Annotated in this window: 20 protein-coding genes; 8 read left to right on the forward strand and 12 right to left on the reverse strand. The window is 67.2% G+C overall.

What is annotated here, in order from left to right; translation table 11 throughout:
- Both JO236_RS07020 and JO236_RS07025 read right to left on the reverse strand, forming a co-directional pair.
- On the reverse strand, nucleotides 1-1,031 hold a 1,031-nt coding region (locus JO236_RS07020; RefSeq protein WP_293326592.1), incomplete at its 3' end, for a metallopeptidase TldD-related protein.
- Nucleotides 1,028-2,545 (reverse strand): TldD/PmbA family protein, encoded by a 1,518-nt coding sequence (locus JO236_RS07025; protein WP_293326595.1) that lies wholly within the window; start codon nucleotides 2,543-2,545, stop codon nucleotides 1,028-1,030. The genes JO236_RS07025 and JO236_RS07020, both read right to left, overlap by 4 nt.
- Nucleotides 2,546-2,578: 33 nt before the next feature.
- Between JO236_RS07025 and JO236_RS07030 the strand changes: the two genes are divergently transcribed.
- The 3 genes from JO236_RS07030 to JO236_RS07040 all read left to right on the forward strand — a co-directional run bounded on the left by JO236_RS07030 (nucleotide 2,579) and on the right by JO236_RS07040 (nucleotide 5,652).
- Nucleotides 2,579-3,451, forward strand: coding sequence for a carbohydrate ABC transporter permease (locus JO236_RS07030; RefSeq protein WP_293326598.1), 873 nt, complete (start codon nucleotides 2,579-2,581; stop codon nucleotides 3,449-3,451).
- A complete protein-coding gene (locus tag JO236_RS07035; protein WP_293326601.1) occupies nucleotides 3,438-4,250 on the forward strand; it encodes a carbohydrate ABC transporter permease in 813 nt (270 codons plus the stop codon). The genes JO236_RS07030 and JO236_RS07035 overlap by 14 nt, the downstream gene beginning before the upstream one ends.
- An 82-nt stretch (nucleotides 4,251-4,332) precedes the next feature.
- Nucleotides 4,333-5,652, forward strand: a complete 1,320-nt coding sequence (locus JO236_RS07040) for an ABC transporter substrate-binding protein (RefSeq protein ID WP_293326604.1) — start codon at nucleotides 4,333-4,335, stop codon at nucleotides 5,650-5,652.
- A 10-nt stretch (nucleotides 5,653-5,662) separates the two neighbouring features.
- Here the strand turns inward: JO236_RS07040 and JO236_RS07045 are convergent, their stop codons facing one another.
- From JO236_RS07045 to ddaH, 3 genes are read right to left on the reverse strand one after another with little or no spacing between them, the layout of a single operon-like run.
- A complete protein-coding gene (locus JO236_RS07045) occupies nucleotides 5,663-7,060 on the reverse strand; it encodes an amino acid permease (protein ID WP_416362180.1) in 1,398 nt (465 codons plus the stop codon).
- 57 nt (nucleotides 7,061-7,117) lie between these two features.
- Nucleotides 7,118-8,332: an ornithine--oxo-acid transaminase gene (rocD, locus tag JO236_RS07050; protein WP_293326609.1), complete on the reverse strand. Its 1,215-nt coding sequence runs from the start codon at nucleotides 8,330-8,332 to the stop codon at nucleotides 7,118-7,120.
- Entirely contained in the window at nucleotides 8,329-9,180 is an 852-nt protein-coding gene (gene ddaH, locus JO236_RS07055; protein WP_293326612.1) for a dimethylargininase, read from the reverse strand. The genes rocD and ddaH overlap by 4 nt, the downstream gene beginning before the upstream one ends.
- A 114-nt stretch (nucleotides 9,181-9,294) precedes the next feature.
- On the opposite strand from ddaH, the gene JO236_RS07060 reads away from it, so the two are divergent.
- Complete coding sequence (locus JO236_RS07060) at nucleotides 9,295-9,741, forward strand: Lrp/AsnC family transcriptional regulator (RefSeq protein ID WP_293326615.1); 447 nt, start codon at nucleotides 9,295-9,297, stop codon at nucleotides 9,739-9,741.
- Nucleotides 9,742-9,993: 252 nt separating this feature from the next.
- Nucleotides 9,994-10,281 (forward strand): hypothetical protein, encoded by a 288-nt coding sequence (locus JO236_RS07065; RefSeq protein WP_293326673.1) that lies wholly within the window; start codon nucleotides 9,994-9,996, stop codon nucleotides 10,279-10,281.
- Between the two features lie 88 nt (nucleotides 10,282-10,369).
- On the opposite strand, the gene JO236_RS07070 is transcribed toward JO236_RS07065, so the two are convergent.
- The 4 genes from JO236_RS07070 to JO236_RS07085 are packed head-to-tail and all read right to left on the reverse strand — an operon-like array spanning nucleotide 10,370 to nucleotide 15,457.
- Nucleotides 10,370-12,139, reverse strand: coding sequence for a sulfatase-like hydrolase/transferase (locus JO236_RS07070; RefSeq protein ID WP_293326618.1), 1,770 nt, complete (start codon nucleotides 12,137-12,139; stop codon nucleotides 10,370-10,372).
- Nucleotides 12,132-12,569: an SRPBCC family protein gene (locus JO236_RS07075; RefSeq protein WP_293326621.1), complete on the reverse strand. Its 438-nt coding sequence runs from the start codon at nucleotides 12,567-12,569 to the stop codon at nucleotides 12,132-12,134. The genes JO236_RS07070 and JO236_RS07075 overlap by 8 nt, the downstream gene beginning before the upstream one ends.
- Entirely contained in the window at nucleotides 12,570-13,412 is an 843-nt protein-coding gene (locus JO236_RS07080; protein WP_416362177.1) for a CbiQ family ECF transporter T component, read from the reverse strand.
- A gap of 5 nt (nucleotides 13,413-13,417) precedes the next feature.
- Nucleotides 13,418-15,457, reverse strand: coding sequence for an ATP-binding cassette domain-containing protein (locus tag JO236_RS07085; RefSeq protein WP_293326627.1), 2,040 nt, complete (start codon nucleotides 15,455-15,457; stop codon nucleotides 13,418-13,420).
- Between the two features lie 131 nt (nucleotides 15,458-15,588).
- Between JO236_RS07085 and JO236_RS07090 the strand changes: the two genes are divergently transcribed.
- Nucleotides 15,589-16,086 (forward strand): MarR family winged helix-turn-helix transcriptional regulator, encoded by a 498-nt coding sequence (locus tag JO236_RS07090; protein WP_293326630.1) that lies wholly within the window; start codon nucleotides 15,589-15,591, stop codon nucleotides 16,084-16,086.
- 77 nt (nucleotides 16,087-16,163) lie between these two features.
- Entirely contained in the window at nucleotides 16,164-18,365 is a 2,202-nt protein-coding gene (locus JO236_RS07095; RefSeq protein ID WP_293326633.1) for an ATP-binding cassette domain-containing protein, read from the forward strand.
- Here the strand turns inward: JO236_RS07095 and JO236_RS07100 are convergent.
- Complete coding sequence (locus JO236_RS07100) at nucleotides 18,337-19,428, reverse strand: esterase-like activity of phytase family protein (RefSeq protein ID WP_416362178.1); 1,092 nt, start codon at nucleotides 19,426-19,428, stop codon at nucleotides 18,337-18,339. The genes JO236_RS07095 and JO236_RS07100 overlap by 29 nt on opposite strands.
- A 32-nt stretch (nucleotides 19,429-19,460) precedes the next feature.
- Entirely contained in the window at nucleotides 19,461-19,679 is a 219-nt protein-coding gene (locus JO236_RS07105) for a hypothetical protein (RefSeq protein WP_293326636.1), read from the reverse strand.
- 65 nt (nucleotides 19,680-19,744) lie between these two features.
- Between JO236_RS07105 and JO236_RS07110 the strand changes: the two genes are divergently transcribed.
- Nucleotides 19,745-21,685: an acyl-CoA dehydrogenase gene (locus JO236_RS07110; protein WP_293326639.1), complete on the forward strand. Its 1,941-nt coding sequence runs from the start codon at nucleotides 19,745-19,747 to the stop codon at nucleotides 21,683-21,685.
- On the opposite strand, the gene JO236_RS07115 is transcribed toward JO236_RS07110, so the two are convergent.
- Entirely contained in the window at nucleotides 21,570-23,027 is a 1,458-nt protein-coding gene (locus tag JO236_RS07115) for a nitrate/nitrite transporter (protein ID WP_293326641.1), read from the reverse strand. The genes JO236_RS07110 and JO236_RS07115 overlap by 116 nt on opposite strands.
- Between the last annotated feature and the right edge of the window lies 1 nt (nucleotide 23,028).

Genomic DNA, 23,028 nt, shown 5'->3' on the forward strand with positions numbered 1-23,028 from the left:
ACCAGGTTGTCGGCGGACACCGCCACCGGCGCATCGAACTTCGACGCGGTGGCCCGCGGGTAGGCCAGAGCGTTGATCACCCCGTTGCGGATCCAGTCCACCTGGCCGATTTCCATCCCGTTGTCGAACACCGACGCGGTCTCCGAGGAGTTGCTGACCGCAACGAACGGCGTGCACGCCAGACCCGGCGCGCTCGGATCGGAGAACAACGTCAGCGGCAACTCGGTAAGCCGCTCGCCCACCCGGGTCCCGCCGCCGGGCGCCGAGAACGCGGTGCGACCCTCCTGCGCGCCGCGCCCGGCCATCGTCCAGGCCGTGTACAGCATGATGTCGGCCACCGTCGACGGCGGCATGATCGTCTCGTACCTCCCGGCGGGCAGGTTCACCGTCCGCTCCGCCCAGCCCAGCCGCATCGACAGGTCCTCGAGCATCGAATCCACCGGCACGTCAACGAAATAGGGCGTGCCGATCCCCACCCAGGCGCTCGCGTCGCCCCGTTTCGCGTTGATCTCCACGGCACCGGTCGGCTGGGTGTAGCGCCGCCGCAGTCCAGTCGACGATGCCAGCAGCGTCGTCGAAACGCTATGGTGCGCAAAGCCATACAATCGATCGGCGCCGGCGAAGCCGCGACTCAACGAAGTTGCGACATCGCCGAACACGCCGGGCCCGGTGCCCGGCACCGGCGCGTTCCAGTCGACCGGCTGGCCCGCGTCTGCGAGCAAGGGTGCGGTATCACCGGCCTCCGGGGCTGAACGTGCCGCGTCCTGCGACGCCGCCACCAGGCCGGGAATTACCGACGGGTCGACCTCGGCGGAGACCACCGTGCCGATGAACGCGCTATCTCCTTGGCGCACCACCGAAATCACCGTCACGCTGCGGCTCACCGACAACCCGTTGGTGGTCATCGAATTGCCGGCCCAGCGCAGCGTCGCCTCGACGCGGTCGGTGACCAGCACCATGGTCTCGTCGGCGCGGCCACGCTTGGACGCCTCGGCCAACACGAGGTCGACAACCTCTTGGGGCGGGATCATCGACCGCCCTCGACGCGAGTGTTGAGCACGCTGACCCCCCGGAACAATGCCGACGGACAGCCGTGACTAACCGGGGCCACCTGCCCGGGCTGCGCTTTGCCGCAGTTGAACGCCCCGCCCAGCCGCCAGGTCGACGGTCCCCCAACGGCTTCCAAGGAATTCCAGAAATTGGTGGTGGTCGCCTGGTACGCCACATCGCGCAATTGACCGTCCAGACGGCCGTCGCGGATCCGGAAGAACCGCTGCCCGGTGAACTGAAAGTTGTAGCGCTGCATGTCGATTGACCATGACTTGTCACCCACGATGTAGATCCCGTCGTGAACACGGGCGATCAGATCGTCGGTGCTGAGATCCTCCGACGCCGGCTGCAACGACACGTTGGCCATTCGCTGGATCGGCACGTGATGCGGCGAGTCGGCATACGAGCACCCGTTGGACCGCGACTGCCCCAGCCGCGGCGCGAACACCCGGTCCAGCTGATAGCCGACGAACATCCCGTCGCGCACCAGGTCCCAGCTTTGGGCGGCCACTCCCTCGTCGTCATAACCGACACTGGCCAAACCGAATTCGACGGTGCGGTCGGCGGTCACGTTCATCACCGGGGAGCCGTACCGCATGGTGCCGAGCTTGTCGGGGGTGGCGAACGACGTTCCGGCGTAGGCTGCCTCGTAGCCGATAGCACGGTCGTATTCGGTTGCGTGCCCGATAGATTCGTGGATGGTCAGCCAAAGGTTGCTCGGGTCGATCACCAGATCCTTACGACCCGGCACCACACTGGGCGCCTTGACCTTCTGCGCAAGCAACCCCGGCAGCTGCGCGAGTTCCTCGGTCCAGTTCCAAATCTCGTCGCCGACCAGGACCTCCCAGCCCCGCGCCGTCGGCGGCATCAGCGTGCGCATCGAGTCGAAGCTGCCCGCCGCGGCGTCCACTGTCACCGCCTCCAGCGTCGGTTGGACCCGCACCCGCTGCTGGGTGATCGAGGACCCGAAGGTGTCGGCGTAGAACGTCTGCTCCTTGACCGCCGTCGCGGCGGCCGACACGTGATGCACGCCGTCGGCGGCGAGCAGGCGCCCCGAGTACTCCGCGAGCAGCCCGATCTTGTCGGCCGCAGGAACCTCGAACGGGTCGATCTGGTAATTCGACACCCAGCGGGCGTCGACGTACACGGGCTCGGCGGCCAGCTCGACGCGCTCGGCGTTCAGCGGCGCCAGCGCGGTCGCCACGTGCACGGCGCGGCGTGCGGTGTCGGCCGCCACCGACGGTGACAACTCCGCGTGCGAGGCGAATCCCCAGGTGCCATCGACGATCACGCGGACCGCCAACCCCACCTCGCGGTTGACGACCGCAGTCTCCAGCTCGCCGTCGCGCAGCTGGATGATCTCCGTGCTGATGCGGTGAATCCGCAGGTCGGCGTAGCTGGCCCCGGCCGCGGTGGCCGCCGACAACGCGGCGTCGGCCAGGGCTTGGCGCGGCAGACTCACAAAATCGGCATCGATCCCCCGGTCCGGTGTCACGACACCACCGTAACGAGAAGCTTTAATACCCTCATGCGCGACGCGCCACGCCGTTCAACTGCGTTGGGCTATGCGCTGCTCGCCCCCAGCCTGTTCGGTGTGGTTGCCTTCCTGCTGCTGCCGCTGCTGGTCGTTGTCTGGCTGAGCCTGTACCGGTGGGACCTGCTGGGCCCGCTGCACTACGTCGGCCTGGCCAACTGGCGCTCGGTGCTGGGCGACTCCGCCTTCTACAACTCACTGGTGGTGACGACGGTGTTTGTGGCGATCGTGGTTCCCGCGCAGACGGTGCTCGGGCTCATGGCCGCGCTGCTGCTGGCCCCGCAGCTGCCGGGCACCGGGCTGTTCCGCACGCTGTACGTGCTGCCGTGGATCTGCGCGCCGCTGGCGATCGCGGTGTTGTGGCGCTGGATCCTGGCCCCCACCGACGGCGCGGTGGCGGCCGTGCTGGGCCATGACATCGAATGGCTGTCGGATCCCAGCTTCGCCCTGCCGGTGGTGTCGGCGGTGGTGGTGTGGACCAACGTCGGTTACGTGTCGTTGTCGTTTCTGGCGGGCCTGCTGGCGATCCCCGCCGACATCCACAACGCCGCCCGCACCGACGGCGCGACCACCTGGCAGCGGTTCTGGCGCATCACCCTGCCGATGCTTCGCCCGACCACGTTCTTCGTCCTGGTCACCGGAATCGTCAGCACGGCACAGGTTTTCGATACCGTCTACGCGTTGACCGGCGGCGGACCGGCGGGTCGCACGGACCTGGTGGCCCACCGCATCTACGCAGAAGCATTCGGCGCCGCGGCGCTGGGGCGGGCGTCGGCGATGGCGGTCGTGTTGTTCGGCATCCTGGTTGGGCTAACGATCGTCCAGCATCTGTATTTCCGACGGCGGATCAGTTATGACCTTACGTAACCCGGCGATCTACCTCGGCCTGGCGCTCGGAGCGCTGATCACCCTGGTGCCCTTTCTGCTTGGCCTCGTGACCTCGTTCACGTCTGCGCATCAGTTCGTGACGGGGACTCCGTTGGAGTTGCCGCGGCCGCCCACGCTGGCCAACTACACCGACCTGGGTGGCGCGGGATTCGGTCGCGCGGCAGCGGTTACCGCGTTGATGACGGCGGTGATTGTGCTTGGGCAGCTGACCTTTTCAGTGCTGGCGGCGTATGCGTTTGCGCGGTTGCACTTTCCCGGACGTGACGCCCTGTTCTGGGTGTACCTCGCGACGCTGATGGTGCCGGCGACGGTCACGGTGGTGCCGATGTATCTGATGATGGCCCAGCTGGGCCTGAGGAACACATTCTGGGCGTTGGTGCTGCCGTTCATGTTCGGTTCCCCGTATGCGATCTTCCTGCTGCGCGAGCACTTTCGGATCATCCCGAACGACCTGGTCAATGCCGCGCGGCTGGACGGCGCCAACACGTTGGACGTCATCGTGCATGTGGTGATTCCGTCCAGCCGTCCGGTGTTGGCCGCGTTGACGCTGATCACCGTGGTGTCGCAGTGGAACAACTTCATGTGGCCGTTGGTGATCACCAGCGGCAGCAAGTGGCGGGTGTTGACGGTGGCCACCGCGGATCTGCAGTCTCGCTTCAATTCGCAGTGGACCTTGGTGATGGCGGCGACGACGGTCGCGATCGCGCCGCTGATCCTGCTGTTCGTGGCGTTCCAGCGGCACATCGTCGCGTCGATCGTCGTCTCGGGGGTGAAGTGAGTTCGGCGTGGGGCGTCGAGATTGCCGTCATGGCTGCGATTTTTGGTGATTCACGACCCTCACGGCAATCTCGGCGACCCGCGTGAACCGCCCCCGCTTTTCGACGCTGGTCGCGGTGGCGTTCGCGCTCGTCGCGATACTTCTGGCCGGCACCGCTGTGCTGATGAATTACGCCGGCGAGCCCCATGGTGGGAAAATCGTTGTGCGGGTGCGGCTGTGGGCCGATCAGATCGCCGCCGTATACCGGGATTCCTTCGATGCGTTCACCAAGGCTCACCCCGACATCGAGGTGCATATCGACCTGGTGGCCTACTCGAACTACTTCGATACCCTGCGCACCGACGTGGCCGGTGACAGCGCCGACGACATCTTCTGGATGTCCAACGCCTACCTCGCCGCCTACGCCGACAGCGGCCGGCTAATGAGGATCGACACCCGCGGCGACTGGGAGCCGGCCGTGGTCGACCAGTTCACCCGCGGCGGCGCGCTCTGGGGCGTGCCGCAACTGACCGATGCCGGCATCGCCGTGTTCTACAACGCCGACCTGCTGGCCGCAGCCGGCATAACCCCCGCCGACCTCGACGGGTTACGCTGGGATCCCAACGGCGACGACACATTACGACCGGCATTGGCCCGCCTTACCCTCGATGCCGACGGACATGCCGGGGGCACACCGGGTTTCGACCCCGGTCGTATCCGCCAGTGGGGCTACAACGCGGCCAACGACCCGCAGGCGATCTATCTGCCCTACATCGGGTCGGCCGGCGGGGTGTTCCAGCGCGGCGACCAGTTCGCCTTCGATAACCCCGAGTCGGTGCAGGCCTTCCGCTACCTCGTCGGCCTGATCAATGACGACCACGTCGCGCCGCCGGCGTCGGACACCAACGACAACGGCGACTTCTCCCGCAACCAGTTCCTGGCCGGGCGGATGGCCCTGTTCCAGTCCGGCACCTATAACCTGGCGCCGGTGGCCCGCGATGCCGGCTTCCGTTGGGGTCTGGCGATGCTGCCCACCGGACCCAACGGCCGCGTGACTGTCACTAACGGCATTGCGGCAGCTGGCAATTCGGCCACCAAGCATCCGGATGCGGTGCGCCAAGTGCTGGCCTGGATGGGCAGCAAAGAGGGCAACGCCTATCTTGGCAGTCGCGGTGACGCGATTCCCGCGGTGTTATCGGCACAGCCGGTCTACTTTGACTACTGGTCGGCCAGGGGCGTTGACGTCACACCGTTCTTCGCGGTCTTGAACGGGCCGGAGATTCCGGCTCCGGGCGGTGCCGGCTTCGCGGCCGGGCAGGCTGCCCTGCAACCCTATTTCGACGAAATATTTCTCGGCCGAGGCGATGTCGCTGCGGCGTTAAGGCGGGCGCAGGCGGCGGCCAATGCCGCCGCACAACGCTAGGCGGCGACGGTCATGACGGCTCATCGTTGAGAGCGCTGTGGTGGCGGCTCCACAGCAGGTAGTAGACGAACGCCAGCGCGACCCAGCCGCTGAAGGCAATCCACGTGTACCAGTGCAGGCTGGACAGGATGTACCCGCACGCCAGCACCGAAAGGACAGGCGTCACAGGGTATCCCGGCACCCGGAAAGCGCGCGGCAGGTCGGGTTCGCGGACCCGCAGAATGATCACCCCGGCCGACACCACGATGAACGCGGTGAGGGTGCCAATGGACACCATGTCGGCGAGCTTGTCGAGCGGGACGAGCGCTGCCAGCAGTGCGGCGGCAACCGCGACGATCACCGTGTTGCTCACCGGCGTCATCGTGCGCGGATTCACCGTGGCGAATCGCGCCGGTAAGAGGCCATCTCGACCCATCGCGAACAGGATGCGGGTCTGCCCGTACATGGTGACCAGCGTGACCGTGAAGATCGAAATTACCGCGCCCGCAGCAAGAATGGTGCTGGCCCACTGCCCGTGTGTGACGTTGTCCAGGATGGTGGCCAGCCCTGCTTCCTCCTGTGCCGCGAAGTTCTGCCACGGCTGAGTGCCCAGCGCGGCGAGCGCGACGAGCACGTAGACGCTGGTGACGATCGCCAACGCCGCGATGAGCGCGCGCGGCATCGTCTTCTGCGGGTCCTTCACCTCGTCGCCCGCAGTCGACACCGCGTCCAGGCCGATGTAGGAGAAGAAGATGGTGCCCGCCGCCGAACCGATGCCCGCAACGCCGAACGGCGCGAAGCCCCTGAGATGATCAGCGCTAAAGGCACTGAACGCGATGATCACGAACATGCCCAGCACGCCGAGCTTGATCAGCACCATGATCGCGTTGACCGTCGCCGACTCACTGGCGCCGCGGATCAACAGCAGCGCGCACAGGCCGATCAGGATGACGGCCGGCAGATTGACGACACCGGGCGTTTTGTCCCACGGCGCGGCTGACAAAACGCGCGGCACCTGGAAGCCGAACAGGTTGTTCAGCAACTTGTTGACATAGCCGCTCCAGCCGACCGCGACCGCCGCGGTGGCAACCCCGTATTCCAGCAGCAGACACGCCGCGACCAGCATCGCGACGGCCTCACCCAGCGTGGTGTAGGCATACGAATACGACGACCCCGAAACCGGTACGGCCGAGGCCAATTCGGCGTAGCAGATGGCCGCGAGCCCGGCGGCGACGCCGGCGATGACGAAAGAGACGATCACGCCTGGCCCGGCCTCGGGTACCGCCTGCGACAGCACGAAGAAGATCCCAGTGCCGATCGTCGATCCGACCCCGAACATCGTCAGCTGGAACGCGCCGAAACTGCGCTTGAGGTGTTCGGACGCGCCGCGCGCCACCGGGGCGCCCAACACCGGGCGGCGGCGCAGCATCTGCTCTGTGAGGCCGATCGAATTAGCCGGCAACTGCGCCTCCCGTCGCTGAGTCAGCTAATTATGCGGCACCCGCAATGCGTCGGCGAACTGATCCACCGCCCAGTCGATCTCATCCGCCGTGATCACCAGCGGCGGCGCGAAACGCAAGGTCGAGGCGTGGGTGTCCTTGACCAGGACCCCGCGCGCGGCCAGCCGCAGGCTCATGTCCTTGCCTGTTTGTGGACCGGTGGATACCGCCGGGTCGATGTCTACGCCGGCCCACAAACCCAGCCCCCGCACCGCCAGCACACCTTTGCCGATCAGTCCTTTGAGACGCCGGTGCAGATGGGCACCCAATTCGGCCGAGCGGGCCTGGAATTCCCCGCGCCGCACCATCGCAACCACCGTGGTGCCGATCGCGGCGGCCAACGGGTTGCCACCGAAGGTCGAGCCGTGTTCGCCGGGATGCAGCACGCCGAGGATCTCGCGATCGGCGACCACCGCCGACAGCGGGACCACGCCGCCGCCGAGCGCCTTGCCGAGCAGGTAGACGTCGGGCACCACGTCCCAACGGTCGCAGGCGAACGTGTATCCGGTGCGGGCCAGGCCCGACTGGATTTCGTCGGCAATCATCAGCACGTTGCGCTCGCGGCACAGCGCGCGCACCGACGGCAGGTAGTTGTCCGGTGGCACGATGACCCCGGCCTCGCCCTGGATGGGCTCGAGCAGCACGGCGACGGTGTTGTCGTCGATCGCGCGGGCCAGCGCGGCGGCGTTGCCGAAGGGCACCGAGCGGAATCCGGGTGTGAAGGGCCCGAACCCTTGCCGCGCGGCCGGATCGGAGGAAAAGCTGACGATGCTGATCGTGCGGCCGTGAAAGTTGTTGTGGGCCACGATGATATTCGCCTGCCCCTCGGGCACACCCTTGATGTCGACGCCCCATTTGCGGGCGATCTTGAGACCGCTCTCCACCGCCTCGGCGCCCGAATTCATCGGCAGCACCAGGTCTTTGCCGCACAGCTGCGCGAGCGCGGCGCAGAACGGTTCGAGTCGGTCGGACTGGAAGGCCCGGCTCACCAGCGTCACCGTGTCGAGTTGCTCACGAGCTGTCGCGATGATCTCGGGGTTGCGATGGCCGAAGTTGACAGCGGAATAGGCGGAGAGGAAGTCCAGGTAGCGGCGGCCACCCACGTCGGTGATCCAGGCGCCCTCGGCGCTGGCGGCGACGACGGGAAGCGGCGAATAGGTCTGCGCCACATGACTTTCTGTTGATTCCAACAGCACTGTCATCGGTGCACCTCCAATGTGCAGCACTTCACCGAACCGCCGCCCTTGAGTAGTTCGGACAGATCGACACCGACCGGCTCGAAGCCGGCGTTGCTGAGTTGCGTGGCGAACACTGTTGCCGCGGATGGCATTACGACGTTTCTTCCATCGGAGACGACGTTGAGCCCCAGCACGTAGGCGTCGGCGCTGCTCACCACGATCGCGTCGGGAAACAGTCGACGCAGCTGCTTTTGTGTACCTACGCTGAAGGCCGGCGGGTAGTACGCGATCGTGTGGTCATCGAGAACGGCCAGCGCGGTGTCGAGGTGGTAGAAGCGGGGGTCGATCAGTTCGAGGGAGATCACGGGCTTACCGAGTACCGCGGCGATTTCGGCGTGCGCGCGTCGGTCGGTGCGAAATCCGTAGCCCGCCAACACCGTGTCGCCGAGCAGCAGGAGGTCGCCCTGTCCCTCGTTGACATGACGGGTAAATACGGGCCGGTAGCCGTTGTCGGACATCCAGTCCGCGTAGGCCTTGGACTCGGCTGCGCGCTCAGCGAATCGGAATCTGGCGACGATCGCAATGTCGCCGGCGATAAATCCGCCGTTGGCGGCGTAAACCATGTCCGGCAGCCCGGGCACGGGCTCGATCAGGTCCACGGCGTGGCCCAGCCGGAGGTAGGTCTGGCGCAAGTCATCCCATTGCGCTTGTGCGACATGGACATCGACGGGTGAGCCGATGTCCATCCATGGATTGATCGCGTATTCGACGGCGAAGAAGGTCGGCGCGGTCATTGCGTAGCGGCACAGACGCGGTGTGCGGGGCTCGTGTTTTGCCGTAGGAGCGTGGGCGGCAACAAAGAAATCCGTCATGAAATCAACGGTATTTGGAGGCCTTGACACAATCAAATGCTGATTGTTGCGTGTCTGATGTCACTTTATTGCGTTACACTCCCGTTTACCGCGTTTTATTGTGAGAGGGGCCGCATGGACCGCCTGGACGACACCGACGAGCGCATCCTCCTGGAGCTGGCCGAACATGCGCGGGCGACCTTCGCTGACATCGGGCAGCAGGTGAATTTGTCCGCGCCGGCGGTGAAACGGCGCGTCGACCGGATGCTCGACAATGGCGTGATCAAAGGCTTCACCACCGTCGTCGACCGCACTGCGCTGGGCTGGAACACCGAGGCCTTCGTGCAGGTGTTCTGCCACGGCAGGATCGCGCCGGATCAACTGCGCGCGGCCTGGGTGGACATCCCCGAAGTCGTCAGCGCGGCGACGGTGACCGGCACGTCCGACGCGATCCTGCACGTCCTCGCCCGAAACATGCAGCACCTGGAGGCGGCTTTGGAACGCATCCGGGCCAGCGCCGACATCGAGCGCAGCGAAAGCATTGTCGTGTTGTCAAACCTCATTGACCGGATGCGGGCCTGATTGTCCGGCTGGGCGGCTGGTTCGCTGAGCCTGATCGGCTCGTGTGGGCTCGCATCGGCTCGTGGCGGCTCGCGTGGGCTCGCATTGGCCCGTATCACCGGGTCACACCCGCCACACGCGGCTCCGGCGGCGCCCTTTTTGCCCGCCTTCAAGCGACAACGAGGCGATGTCACACCTGTATGCAACGGTTCAGCCATGAATGAATCCGGACAACTCAAAGGGACCGAGCTTCGATACGTGCTCACACTGCACCTGGCCCAGCATGGACGAGCGACCGTCGCCGAGCTGATCGATGTGCTTGCTTGGCACGGCTTTTCCGTCCGCGGCAGAGCTTCCAAAGCCATATCAGATGCGCTGCGCTGGGAAATCGGTCGCGGCAGGGTGTATCGGCTCAGGCGCGGTCTGTATGGACCAGGCTGCATCCCCCGCGGGACCGAATACCGCATTCTCAACCGCGTGCTGGCTCTGCGCGAGGAGGCCCGGTGTCGCTACAAGGCGGGCAAAGATCGTGCCTCCAGACCCAGTGGCGCCTGTGACTGAGTGACTCACCGCTGGGTCGCTTCGGACCTGTCGCTACAAGGCGGGCAAAGACGATGGTGCGGGGACCGGTGACGAACGGGCTGCGGTGTTAAGCCCTGCGCAGCCACGACGACGACCCGCTCGCCGCCCGTCGAGACGCATACGGCCACGGCTGATTTCGCTCGGGCACGGAAGCAAACCGGGCCTCCTTCAGCTTCATCCGCAACTGCTGGCGCAGCTCAACCAACTCGGGATCCGCCCACCGGTTGACGGCCTCGACGGGGTCGGCGGTCAGGTCATACAACTCCCATTGGTCGTCGAGCGGCGACGTCCGGAAACGCTCCCCGCCCAGCCCGTTGGACGCCAGGTGACGCACCCCGGGTTCGGTCCAGGTGCCCGGGTCATCGAATGTGCGCACCAGCTTCCATAGGTGCCCATCGTCCAAGCGTGCCACCAGCCCCTCGAAGTTGGAGCCCACGTGGGCGGGCACCCGAATACGCAGCGGCGCTGGCGGATTCACCGCCCTGCGGAGCCGGCGCGCCAGAAACGAAGCGCCGGAGTCCCCTTCGAGGATGTTGTCGCGGGTCAGGATGTAGACACTTCGGTCGTCGTCGGCCGGCGCCCCGTCCACGACGGGCATCAGGTCCCGGCCCGGCAGTTCGTGCACCTCCGAGAACGTCTCGGCCAGCACACCGGCCACCGCCGAGACATCCACTCCGGCAGCCGAAAGCAACGTGGGTACGAGGTCGACGTGCGAGGTCGGCGCGGTCACGACGCGCGACGAAGTGGCCGCGGCACCGATGCGGGCGACGACGAACGGGACGCGGGTGGCCTCGTCGTACAGGTTGAACCATTTCTGGTGCAGGCCGCCGTGTGCGCCGAGCAGCTCGCCATGATCGGCTGTGCGCACCAAAACGGCGTTGTCCGAACCACCTTCGGTGACGGCGCGCCGGACGCGGTCGATCGGACCGTCGACCTCGGCGTGCAGCCGGTAGTACAGGTCGCGGTAGCGTTGGGCACCGCGGTCGTAGGCCCGGCTGATGGCGGGCGCCGGGCCGTAGCCGGAGTAGTAGGCCTCCCGGAACGCGATTTGCGCAGCCGGCTTACCAGACAGGTCCTCATCCGCGGTGGGCGCCGGCGGCACCGACGGCGGATCCAGCGCCCCCGGCCGCACCGGGCTGCGCCGCAACCACGCCGGAAACAGCACGATGTCATGGGGATTCACGAAGCTGGCGACCAACAGAAAGGGCCGCAGGGCCGCGGCGTCACCCGCGCGGCGTCGCGCGTAGCGGTCCTGCAACCAGGCCACGACCCGGTCGGCGGTCAGCGGGTCGCGGCGGATTCCGGCGTTGGCCAGCAGTGCCCCGTGCGGTTCGGGACCGACCCACCCCGAAAAGCCAAATGGCGCAAGCGGATCGGCATCGAGGTAGCGCTGCACGGCAGCGGCGGAAACGACGCCGTCGTCGTCGTTGGTGGCCAACGATCCACCCGTCGAGGGGTCGATGAGATCCGCGTGCGAGATGTGCCACTTGCCGTCGTAGTGGGTGTCGTATCCGGCCGCGCGGAACCAGTTGCCGAGCGTGGGCACTTCCCCCTGGCGCAGCCAGCGCATGCGCGAGTCGTCGGCGGTCTTGCCCATGCCGTCGGTCTGGGTGACGCCGTGCAGGTCGGGATACTGCCCGGTGAAAATCGTTGGGCGGCTTGGCGCGCAGGCCAGCGAGCCGGTGTAATGCCGCTGGAAGCTGACCCCGTGCTCGTCGAACCACTTGCGGCCGGCCAAAACCCGTTCACGCCACGCCAGCACGTCACCAGACTCGTAGGGAGGAACCGCGCGCTCCTCGTCGGTCATGACGATGATGATGTCGGGGCGATCAGACACGGGCATTCTCCAATCGGTTCGCGAGCCCGGCGAGCAGCGCGTCGGACTGGCGGGCGAGTAAGCGACATACCACCCGCTCGGCCAGCCGTTGCCAAGGGCGAGAGCCGATTTCGACGGCGCTGGTGAGCGTCACGGCACCAGCTCGCACAGTCCAGCGGTTGGTCACCCTACGCAGCCGGCCGGGCAGGCCATCGATGTCATAGGCGAGCGTATTGGGCGGGTCGAACTCGATGATGCGCTCGACGAAGGCATCACGCCCCAATTGCACACGGCGAGCGGTGCCGACATGGTCGCCGTCAACTCCCGAATACAGGATGCACGAGTGGTCGACGTTGTCCGCCCAGGAACTGATGGAGCCGAAGTCCGCGAGCACGTCCCAGATTTCCTGCTGGTCAGCCGCGATGGTTCGGCTGCGCGCAACGTCGCTCATCTAAGTCGCGGTGTGCAGAATGGTCTCGAGCACCACGCCGCCGCTGCAGGCCGCAACCGTGATCGCCAGCGTCACCCAGTCCGCCAGCTTCGGCCGCGCCGGGTGGGCCGACAGCTGACCGGTGCCGCCGCGGGCCGTGATCGCGTCGCCCATCTCGTCGGCGCGCCGCAGCGTGACGGTGATGGCCGCCGAGAGCAGGTCGATCAATTCCACGGCGTGCCGCCGGCGGCGCTCCTTGCGGGTGCGAAGTACCCGCTTGGGCCGCAGCCGACGGGCTGCGTAGAGCACCTGAAATTCGTCGATCAGCATCGGGAAGGCACGCAAAGCCAACGCCAGGGCCACCGCCCATTCGTCGACAGGGATGCGCAACCACCGGAAGGGCCGACCCAAAGTCGCCATGGCGGGCCCGATTTCGGCGACGTTGGTGGTCCAGGAGACCATGCCCCCCAGCCCGAGCAGCACGATCGACAGCGCGGTGATCCGCAGGAAGTTCAGGAATCCACCGAGCCCGAGTTGGGTCCCGCCCAGGGTGACCAGCGGGCTGCCGCCCGCCAACGCGGCGGTGAAGCCGCCGATGCCGATCACGATCCACAACCAGCGCGGCATCGATGGCAGCGCGCCGCGCGGGATGTGGGCAATCCTTGCCGCCGCGGCCACCAAGGCGCCCACGATGCCGATCGTGATCCACCCCGGGTAGAACGTCAATAACACCGAAATGCCGAAGACGACAAGCAGTTTGGTGCCCGCCCACAGATTGTGGATGACGGAGCTTCCGGGTACCGGGATGAGCAGCACCACGGGACGGGCCTGGCGCCGCTTGGTGTCCTCGGAAGAGGCTGACATCGACGTCACGGCACCCCCTCCGCCGCGGCCGACACCGATTCCAGAACTCCGTTGCGCAGGTGCAGGGTCCGCGGGCACAGGTCGTCCAGCCCGACGAAGTCGTGCGAAATGACCACCACCGTCAGGCCCCGCTCGCGGCGCAGATCCTCCAGCAGCCGCAGCAGGCCGCGCTGGCTGGCGGCATCCAGCCCGGCCAGCGGCTCGTCGAGGATCAGCGCCTTGGGCGAACACGCCAGCAACCCGGCCAGCACCACGCGGCGCATCTGCCCGCCGCTGAGTTGGTCGATGCGCCGTTTGGCCAGCGTGGGGTCCAAGCCGACGACGCTCAGCGCCCGGGCCACGCGCTCTTCATCACGCGGTGAAAAGCCTGCGGCAGAAGCGACTTCGAGGTCCACGCGGCTGCGCATCAACTGCAGCCGGGCGGCCTGGAACGACAAGGCCACCGCGCCGACCTGCTCGTGAGTCGGTCGGCCGTCGACCAGGCAGGCGCCGGTGGTCGGTACCGTCAGGCCGGCCATGATCCACGCCAGCGTCGACTTCCCCGAACCGTTGCCGCCGTGGATAAGTACGCCCTCGCCCTGCTCCACCGCGAAGCTGACGTCGCGCAGCGCGGTCTTGGCCCACGGGGTGCCGCTGCCATATTCGTGCGCGACGTCGATGAGTTCGAGCGCGGGCGCCTCGGACCGGTGATCCGGCGCGACGCTCGGCATCGGCGCGTGCCCGACGTCGACCATGTCGGTGTTGTCCGGCGAATCGCTCAGGTTGAGCGTGCGGTCCGCACACGCGGCCTCGTTGTTGTAGTGGGTGATGTGCACCAACGCGGTCCGGTGCCGCTTGGTCAGACCCGACAGCACACTCAGCAACGCGTCGCGGCCCTGCTGGTCCACCATGCTGGTGACCTCGTCGGCGATGAGCATCGCCGGCTCCCTGGCCAACGCGGCGGCCAGCGCGAGGCGCTGCAGTTCACCCCCGGACAGACTTCCGGTGTCGCGTTCGGCGAGGTCCTCGAGGCCGACCTCGCCCAGCAGCCGGTCGATGTCGACGCGCGTCCCGGGCGGCAACCCCCACACCACGTCGTCGGCCACCCGGGTGCCCAGCACCTGGCTTTCGGGGTGTTGCAGAACAACGGCCGTCCCACCCAGCTTGCCCAGGCCCACCCCGCCGGGGCGGCGCACGGTGCCCGATGTCGGTTCCCGGCCGGCCAGGAGCAGCATCAGCGTGGTCTTGCCGGAGCCGTTGGCCCCGGTGATGGCGATGTGTTCGCCCTCGCGGACGTCGAGGCTGACCTCGCGCAGTGCGTCCTGGCCAGCGCCCGGATACCGGAAGCGCACCCTGTCCAGACTCACGGGCACCGGCCCCACCGAGGCGGCTTCCTCGCATAGGGGGTCGAGCTTGTGCACATCAGGAACGCCGCGCATGCGGTCCAGCACCCGGGACAGCGCCCACCAACCGATCAGCGAGACGATCACGATCGAGATGACGGAGTGCACGAGCAACAGCGCGGGCCAGTAGTGCAGTCCCAGCGTGAAAAAGTGTTTCAGCCCCGCGGCGGCGCCCTCCATGTGCGCGCGGTTCAGGGCGTTCGCCAGACCGTCGACGTCGGCGGTCATGACGGCAAAAATCAGGTGCCGCAACCGGGACATCACCGCCAGCGAGGCGACCGACAGCGCGCCGAAGAACAGGCCGGCGATCAGGGCCGAGACGATCACCGTCGGCTTCCCGCGGCCCTTGCGTTTGACGATGCCGGTCAGGCCGCCGATGTAGGCGCTGTTGACGACGGCCATGAAGCCGCCCAGGCCGGCGATCAGGAAGGCGATCATCCCGGCGGCGACGGTCGCGGCGACCAGCACCCGCAACCGATACCGGTAGGCCAGCAGCCCCATGGGCACGCTGCCCAGCAGCGCCAGGCCGGCCGCGAACGGGACGACGACGGAGATGATCGCGGTGACCGCGCACAATGCCGCCATGACCGACGCCTGAGCCAGTTCACCCGGTTGCAGCGGCCCACCCCGATGGCGCGAAGGGCGAGGGACGCGCGTGATCATTTCACCGATTCTGCCAGGCTCGGATGGCTTGTCCCGGTTAGCACACCCGCGCCGTCCAGGTTTTACCGCGCGCCGGGTCGCTGATTGTCAACGATTGGTTCCGCATAGCAAACCTATGCAACGATGTATTCATGACTTCATCTGCCGGCGCCGACCACACCGACGTGGTCGAGCCCGCAAACTCCGATCCGCATGGCCTGGGCGCGGATCTGCTCGCGGTGGTCGCGCGGCTGAACCGGTTTGCCACCCAACGCATCCAGATGCCGCTGCCCGCTGCGCAGGCCAGGCTGCTGGCAACGATCGACGTCCACGGCGAAGCGCGGATCGGCGACTTGGCCGCCGTGGACCACTGTTCGCAACCGACGATGACCACACAGGTCCGGCGACTCGAGGACGCGGGGCTGGTAACCCGGACCGTCGATCCTGGCGACGCCCGCGCCGTCCGCATCCGCATCACCCCGCAAGGACTGCGCACCTTGAACGCCGTCCGGGCCGATCGTGCCGCCGCGATCGAACCGCAACTCGCCGAGCTGGAGCCGGCCGACCGCCGGGTGCTGGCCGAGGCGGTCGGGGTTTTGCGCCGGTTGCTCGACAATGCGCCGGGCACGCCGCGTCGCAACACGCTGTGAGCACCGCAAATCCCTAGTGGACAGCAAGCGGGTAGAACTGGTCTGAAGAAGGATCTGAAGCAGGAAGGGTGGCGGCCATGCGGACCGAGGCTTCGGGTTCCCCCGGCGCCCCGGCTCCCCCGCTGACCGTTTGGGTCGGATCGACGCGTTACCTGTTTCAGCCCGGCCGCGACGTGCTGGTGGGCTACGGCAGCCAGTGCGACATCCGGTTGCCGCCGTTGACGCCGCCCGCAAACGCCGGCCCACCGCCTCCGTCGGTCGTGTTGCGGTTCGCGGGCACGCAGTGGGTGGCGATCGACAGCGGCCGCGACGGCCTCTTCGTCGGCGGGGCCAGGCTGTCGGCGGTCGACATTCGAGACGGTCAGGCGATCACGATCGGCGATCCGCGACGGGGCCCGCGGCTCACGTTCAATCTCGGCCCGTCGGCGCGCCCTCCCACGCCGCCGCGCCGAACGTCCCCGACCCGCCCGGGCCCCCAACGCCGGGCGTTGCCAACGCAACCCCCGCCCGACCTGACGACGCCGCTGCCGCGCCGGGGTCTGGTGGAGCGGATGAGCAGCCGCAAACCGCGCCCGGCGGTGCCGGCGCCTGCCACCGCAGAACCGTCGACAACCTCTCGGCTGCCGCTGAAGGGCGGCGCCCGCACGATCGGAGTTGCCGCGTACCGGCTGGGCCTCACGGCGGGCGGGAAGGCGGTGTTCACCGATGTGTCGTTCACTGCGCACCCGGCCAGCTTGACCGCCGTGGTCGGGCCGTCGGCCGCGCGCATCACCGCGCTGCTCGACGTGCTGTCCGGCGCGCGGCGGCCCGGCGCCGGGGAAGTCACCGTCGACGGCCACGACGTCCATGCCGAGCCCGAGGCGATGCGCGCCCGCGTCGGGATCGTGTCACGCGACGACCGCCTGTACCGAACCCTCACGGTCGCAACGGCTTTGGAGTATGCCGCCGAGCTGCGGCTGCCACCCGATACCTCGCCCGAGCACCGCGACCGGGTGGTGAACCAGGTGCTCGACGAGCTGCAGCTGACGGAACACCGCGCGACCCGGATCGGCAAACTGCCCCCGGAGGCGCGGAGGTGCGCGGCGATGGCGATCGAACTGGTCACTAGGCCGAGCCTGCTCGTCGTCGACGAGCCCGGCGCAGGGCTGGACGCGGCGCAGACAGAGCACGTGATGGCCCTGCTGCGACGCCAAGCCGACCTCGGCTGTGCCATCGTGGTGGCGCAGGCGTCGCCGGCGCACCTCAACATCTGCGATCAGGTGCTGGTGTTCACCTCGGCCGGCACCGTGGCCTTCCTCGGGCCGCCCACTGGCGCCCACGACTGGCCGGCGGTCCTGGCCCGGGCGAACGCCGACCCCGGCGGGGCCCACCGGGCGTTCCTGGCCCGGCAACCGGCACCGACTCGCCCGGCGCGGCTCGCGCCGGAGCCTCCGCCCGCCAAACTCACCGCGGGCCAGCAGGTCCGGTATGTCGCCCGCCGCCAACTCCGCCTGCTGCTCGCGGGCTGGCCGTACCTGCTCTTCTTGACGCTGCTGCCGTTCGCGTTGGGGGGACTGACGCTGCTTATCCCGGGGGCTTCTGGGCTGGACCGGCCCGGCCCGGCGGCGAAAAATGTGCACGAGGCCGTCGAGATCCTGGCTGCGCTCAACATCGCCGCGGTGATCATGGGCACCGCGTTGACCATCGGCGACCTGGTCGGAGAACGCCTGATCTTCCGGCGTGAGCAAGCCATCGGGTTGTCGGCGTCGGCATACCTGGCCGCCAAGCTCATGGTGTTCGCCGCGCTCGCAGCGATCCAAGCCGCCGTCCTCGTCACCATCGTGTTGCTGGTCAGAAGCGGACCGGCGGATGGCGCCGCCCTGTTGCCCAGTGCGGACGTCGAGCTGTACGTGAGCGTGGCCGCGACGGCCATCGTCTCGGCGATCGTCGGGTTGGCGTTGTCCTCGCTGGGCAAGTCGGTGCCCGAAGTCCTGCCGCTTGTTGTGCCGGTGATCCTGGCATCGCTGCTGTTTGCCGGTGGACTCATTTCGCTGGTGGGCACCTGGGGCTACGACCAGGTGTCCTGGTTCGTCCCGGCCCAGTGGGGTTTCGCGGCGTCGGCGTCCACCGCCGATCTGCGCAGGATCGACCCGCGGGCGCCCGACGCCCTGGTGTGGACCCACTACTCGGGTTGGTGGGTGTTCGACATGACCGTGTTGGTCGTGTTTGGCCTGTTGTGGGCCGGGTTCGTGCTCTATCGGCTCAGGCCCGTTACATGGCCAGCAACACGAACTGCGTGACCTTGGCCGACGAGAAATCGTTGTCACTGACCAGCAACACCGACTGACGGCCGCCGGGCAGCTTGGGCCCCAACGTTATTCCCTCGAGGTTTGCTATCGGCGCCGTCAGGCCCGCGGTGTGGGACAGGTCGATGGCCAGTGACTTGCTGATCGGGGTCAGTTGCGCCCCCGTTAGCGACGGCAAGGTCAACACGTCGGTGGCGCCTCCGATGTCGGCGCGGAAGACGCGCACTACAGGCGGCGCGGAATCGGACCGTTCCAGCACCAGGAACGTCGTGTCGGACAGGGCGACCAGATCCGAGACGCCGTTGCGGTCGGCGGGCGAGGCGGCGGGTTCCATCGGATAGGCGTACTGGGCGACGGGAGCACTGGTAGCGACGTCGAGTTTGGTGATCCGGGTCAGCACGCCCTGGTTGCCGTTGGATTCTGGTCCGTCGTTATAGCCCGGGTCCTCCATCGCCGCGAACAGCGACCGCCCGTCCGGCGTCAGCGCCAACCCCTCCAGCGCCCGGTTTCGGCGGGGCCCTGTGTTTTGCGCGGACATCGCCAAGTTGGGCGGCAAGGCGAACTGACCCAGGTATGCGCCGTCGAGCGCGGCGGTGCGGACCCACGGATCCAGCAGCACCGGCCCGTTGATGATCCGCTCGCCCTCGGAAGACCAGTAAAGCCGTTGCCGGGCGGCGTCGAAGGCGATGCCCTCCGGGTCGGGTGGAACCACCGGCGGCGTGGCGTTCACGTCCAACGGCCGGAACGGCTGACCCGACTGATCCAGCAGAGGATGCATCTCGGTAAACGTCACGTCGCCAATACCTTTGTCGGACAACGATATTCGCACGACGTAGAACCGAGCGGGATTATGTTCGGAGCGGTCGTCGCTGACGACGTAATACACCTGGCGCCCAGCGTCGTAGCTGACCGCCGACAAGCCGCCGATGACGGTACCGTCGAAGACCGCGCCGGACGGAACCTGCGCCTGCCCGACGTAGTTCAACAACGGCGGCACCGTGGCCAACGGTGCGTGAGCCGGCGTGCCCGCGCAACCTCCGAGCCCCAGACAGCACATAGCCAGCAGCCGCGACGCCCGGCTCCCGCCAGCTAGCTGGCGGCGACGGCGATCAGCAGCCCAGCCGCGCCACACGCCAGACCCGCGGCCAACGACCCATACCCGAGAAGGTAGGGCATCAGCGTGATCAGCGCACCAATAGCAGCCGAGCCGACGCGCGTGAACGCCGGGCTCACCGCGGCGGCGAGCCTGCGCTCATGGCGCCGAGTCTGCGTCCAGAGCGCGTCGCGCCGCAGTTTGGTAGCCCTCACCGCAGGCTCGATGGCAGGGCGGCGTCGGGCATTCCCGTGTGGCGGCCCGCACGTTACGGTCGGGTATGGCGTCAACCACGACAAACATGGTCGATCATCTGCGTAACGCGCTGGACGGGCGTTTCCGCGACGTGAAGAACGAGATGCGGAAGAAGCTGGCCGAGGAGGTCTTTCGCCCGCACTACACCCCGAACACCGTCATCGCCCGCGCCAAGGTCGCCGAGCAGATGCAGCTCATGGCCAACGCCGGCGCCGCGGAAGACAGCTTCCGCAAGGAACACGGGGGCACCGGCAATGTCGGCGCGGCGGTCACGATGATCGAGATGCTGGCAATGTCGGACCTGTCGCTGATGGTCAAGGCCGGCGTGCAATGGGGGTTGTTCGGCGGCGCCGTCGAGAATCTGGGCACCGAACGCCACCACGAGAAGTACGTCCCGAAGATCATCGACCTCGAACTTCGCGGCTGCTTCGCGATGACCGAGACCGGGCACGGCAGCGACGTCCAGGCCCTTGAGACGACGGCCACCTACGATCCCGAGACCGAAGAGTTCGTCATCGACTCCCCCACCCCAACAGCCCGTAAGGACTACATCGGCGGTGCCGCCGAAACCGCTACCATCGCAGCGGTTTTCGCGCGGCTGATCACTCAACAGGATGGCGAGCCCGTCGACCACGGCGTGCACTGCCTGCTGGTCCCGATCCGCGACGACGACGGCAATGATCTGCCCGGGGTGACGACGTCGGACTGTCACTACAAGGGTGGGCTGCCGGGCGTGGACAACGGCCGCATCGTGTTCGACCACGTCCGAGTTCCACGGGTCAATCTGCTCAACAAATACGGCGACGTGGAGACCGACGGCACCTACACCTCACCCATCGACAACCCCAACCGCCGCTTCTTCACGATGATCGGCACGCTGATCCGCGGCCGGGTCACGGTCGGCGGCAGCGCCGCGGCCGCCGCGAAGGTCGCACTGGACATTGCAACCCGGTATGCGTTGCAGCGCAAGCAATTCAGTGCGCCAGACGACGACGGCGAAGTGCTGATTATGGACTACCTGGTGCATCAGCGGCGGCTCTTCCCGCTGATAGCGCGGTCCTACGCACTGCAGTTCGCGCAAAACGAGCTGGTGTCCAAGTGTCACGACCTGCAGACCGCGGACTCGCCGGACGCCGAGGAACAGCGCGAGCTGGAAGCCCGCGCCGCCGGGCTCAAGGCGGCCAACACCTGGCACGCCAGCCACACCATCCAGGAAGCGCGGGAGGCGTGCGGCGGTGCGGGCTACATGGCCGAAAACCGGTTGATTGCTTTGCGTGCCGACACCGACGTGTTCACCACCTTCGAGGGTGACAACCACGTGCTGACCCAGCTGGTGGCCAAGGAGCTATTGACGGCCTACGCCGATGACATCCGCAGCATGAGCCCGGTCGAATGGGTGCGCTTCGCCGCCAACGCGGTCGGTGACCGCGTCATGAAACGAACTGCGGCCGAAGCGATTATGCAGCGGATCGTGGATGCTCGGCAGGACAGCGAGGAAGAGGGCAGCCTGTTCAACCGGGGCACCCAGGTCAACATGTTCGAGGAGCGCGAGCAGTACCTGCTGTCCTCGGTGGCGCGACGGCTGCAGGGCAAATCCAAAGAGATGTCGGCCTTCGACGCGTTCAACGCGGTCCAGGATCACGTGCTGCACGCGGCGCAGGCGCACATCGACCGGGTGGTGCTGGAGGCGTTCGTCGCCGGGATCGAGGCATGTGCAGACCCCGAGGCCCGCGAACTGTTGGGCATCGTGTGCGACCTGTACGCGTTATCGGTGATCGAAGGCGACAAGGCCTGGTACGTCGAGCACCGGTACCTGTCCACCGAGCGGGCCAAGGCGGTCACCCGCGGTATCAACGATCGGTGCCGCGCGCTACGCCCCTACGCCGAGACGCTGGTCGACGGATTCGGTATCCCCGAACAACTGCGCTACGCCGAGATGCTGCACCCGGAGAATCTGACCGAGTGACGGCTCGCACATATCGCGTCCAAGTCAGTAGGGCGGCAACAACATAGAAAGCCAGGAAGATCCCGAACGCCGGCGTCATCGTGCCCGCGCTGAGGTAGGACTGCCGCAGTGCCAGGTTGATCAAGACCCCGCCGAGCGTCCCGAACCCGGCGACGAATCCGATGACCACCCCCGACAGGATTCGTGACCGCTGCTCGTCCGCATCCGACGGCCGGCCCAATGCCTCGAACACGGTTGGGATCAACTTGTACACCGACCCATTGCCCAGTCCCGCCAAGGCGAACAACGCGATTATGCACGCCACGTAAGCGACCATCACGCCATCGCTGACGGGGCCCGCGTGCGGGTCCTCGACCTCCCCGATGCCGACCAGCAATCCGGCAACCACGACCATGAAAACGAAAACGACCAGGGTGACGCGGCCGCCGCCGACCCGGTCGGCCACGCGGCCGCCGTAGACCCGCGTCAGCGCCGCCAGCAGCGGGCCGATGAAGGCCAGTTCGGCGGCGTGCAGCGCGGCCGCCGAGGAGGTCTGCCCGCCGGCGATGAATCCGGTCTGCAGGATCTGACCGAACGCGAACGCCAACCCGATGAACGAGCCGTAGGTGCCGAGGTAGAGCAGCGCGAGCAGCCAGGTGTCGCGGGTGTGTAGGACCGCGGACAGGATGGACCACAAGCGCTTAGCCTCGACACGGTGTGGCGCAACGTTGTTCATGAACAAGGTGGCCCCGATCCCGGTGACCGTCAACAGCGCCAGATACAGGCCGCATACCCAATAGGGCCGTCGGTCGCCGGCGATGGCGATGACGACCAACCCCACCAACTGGATCATTGGCACCCCGAGATTGCCGATCCCCCCGGCTAATCCGAGTGCCGAGCCCTTGAGCCGATGCGGGTAGAAGGCGTTGGCGTTGCTGGCCGATGCCGCGAAATTCCCTCCGCCCAAACCCGTTAACGCCGCGCACACCAGATACGGCCACAACGGCAGACCCGGATGGGCCAGCAGCACCATCGCGCCGACGACCGGGATCAGCAGCACGAACGCGGAGAACATCGACACGTTGCGACCCCCAAAGATGGCGGTGGCCAACGCGTATGGCGTCCGCAGACATGCCCCGGTGAGGGTGGCCGTGACGCCGAGCAGGAGCTTGTCGCCGGCCGAAAAGCCGTACACGTCCCTGGGCATGAACAGTTCCAGCACCGGCCACAGCGCCCACACCGAATAACCCAGGTGCACACTCAGAATCGCCCACAGCAAGTTGCGTTTCGCGATCGTCTTGTTGCCGGCCTCCCAGGCCGCCTCGTCCTCGGCGTCCCAATGCGGGATTTCTTTGTGCGTCACG

Origin of the sequence: Mycobacterium sp., from assembly GCF_019247635.1 — a bacterium.
Lineage (GTDB): Bacteria > Actinomycetota > Actinomycetes > Mycobacteriales > Mycobacteriaceae > Mycobacterium.

What these genes read in the sequence shown, in the direction of transcription:
- JO236_RS07075 (WP_293326621.1), bottom strand. Translation starts at nt 12,569, where the DNA reads ATGAGCGACGTTGCGCGCAGCCGAACCATCGCGGCTGACCAGCAGGAA.
- JO236_RS07030 (WP_293326598.1), top strand. Translation starts at nt 2,579, where the DNA reads ATGCGCGACGCGCCACGCCGTTCAACTGCGTTGGGCTATGCGCTGCTC.
- rocD (WP_293326609.1), bottom strand. Translation starts at nt 8,332, where the DNA reads ATGACAGTGCTGTTGGAATCAACAGAAAGTCATGTGGCGCAGACCTAT.
- ddaH (WP_293326612.1), bottom strand. Translation starts at nt 9,180, where the DNA reads ATGACGGATTTCTTTGTTGCCGCCCACGCTCCTACGGCAAAACACGAG.
- JO236_RS07035 (WP_293326601.1), top strand. Translation starts at nt 3,438, where the DNA reads ATGACCTTACGTAACCCGGCGATCTACCTCGGCCTGGCGCTCGGAGCG.
- JO236_RS07095 (WP_293326633.1), top strand. Translation starts at nt 16,164, where the DNA reads ATGCGGACCGAGGCTTCGGGTTCCCCCGGCGCCCCGGCTCCCCCGCTG.
- JO236_RS07090 (WP_293326630.1), top strand. Translation starts at nt 15,589, where the DNA reads ATGACTTCATCTGCCGGCGCCGACCACACCGACGTGGTCGAGCCCGCA.
- JO236_RS07110 (WP_293326639.1), top strand. Translation starts at nt 19,745, where the DNA reads ATGGCGTCAACCACGACAAACATGGTCGATCATCTGCGTAACGCGCTG.
- JO236_RS07085 (WP_293326627.1), bottom strand. Translation starts at nt 15,457, where the DNA reads ATGATCACGCGCGTCCCTCGCCCTTCGCGCCATCGGGGTGGGCCGCTG.
- JO236_RS07100 (WP_416362178.1), bottom strand. Translation starts at nt 19,428, where the DNA reads ATGTGCTGTCTGGGGCTCGGAGGTTGCGCGGGCACGCCGGCTCACGCA.
- JO236_RS07060 (WP_293326615.1), top strand. Translation starts at nt 9,295, where the DNA reads ATGGACCGCCTGGACGACACCGACGAGCGCATCCTCCTGGAGCTGGCC.
- JO236_RS07080 (WP_416362177.1), bottom strand. Translation starts at nt 13,412, where the DNA reads ATGTCAGCCTCTTCCGAGGACACCAAGCGGCGCCAGGCCCGTCCCGTG.
- JO236_RS07045 (WP_416362180.1), bottom strand. Translation starts at nt 7,060, where the DNA reads ATGCTGCGCCGCCGCCCGGTGTTGGGCGCCCCGGTGGCGCGCGGCGCG.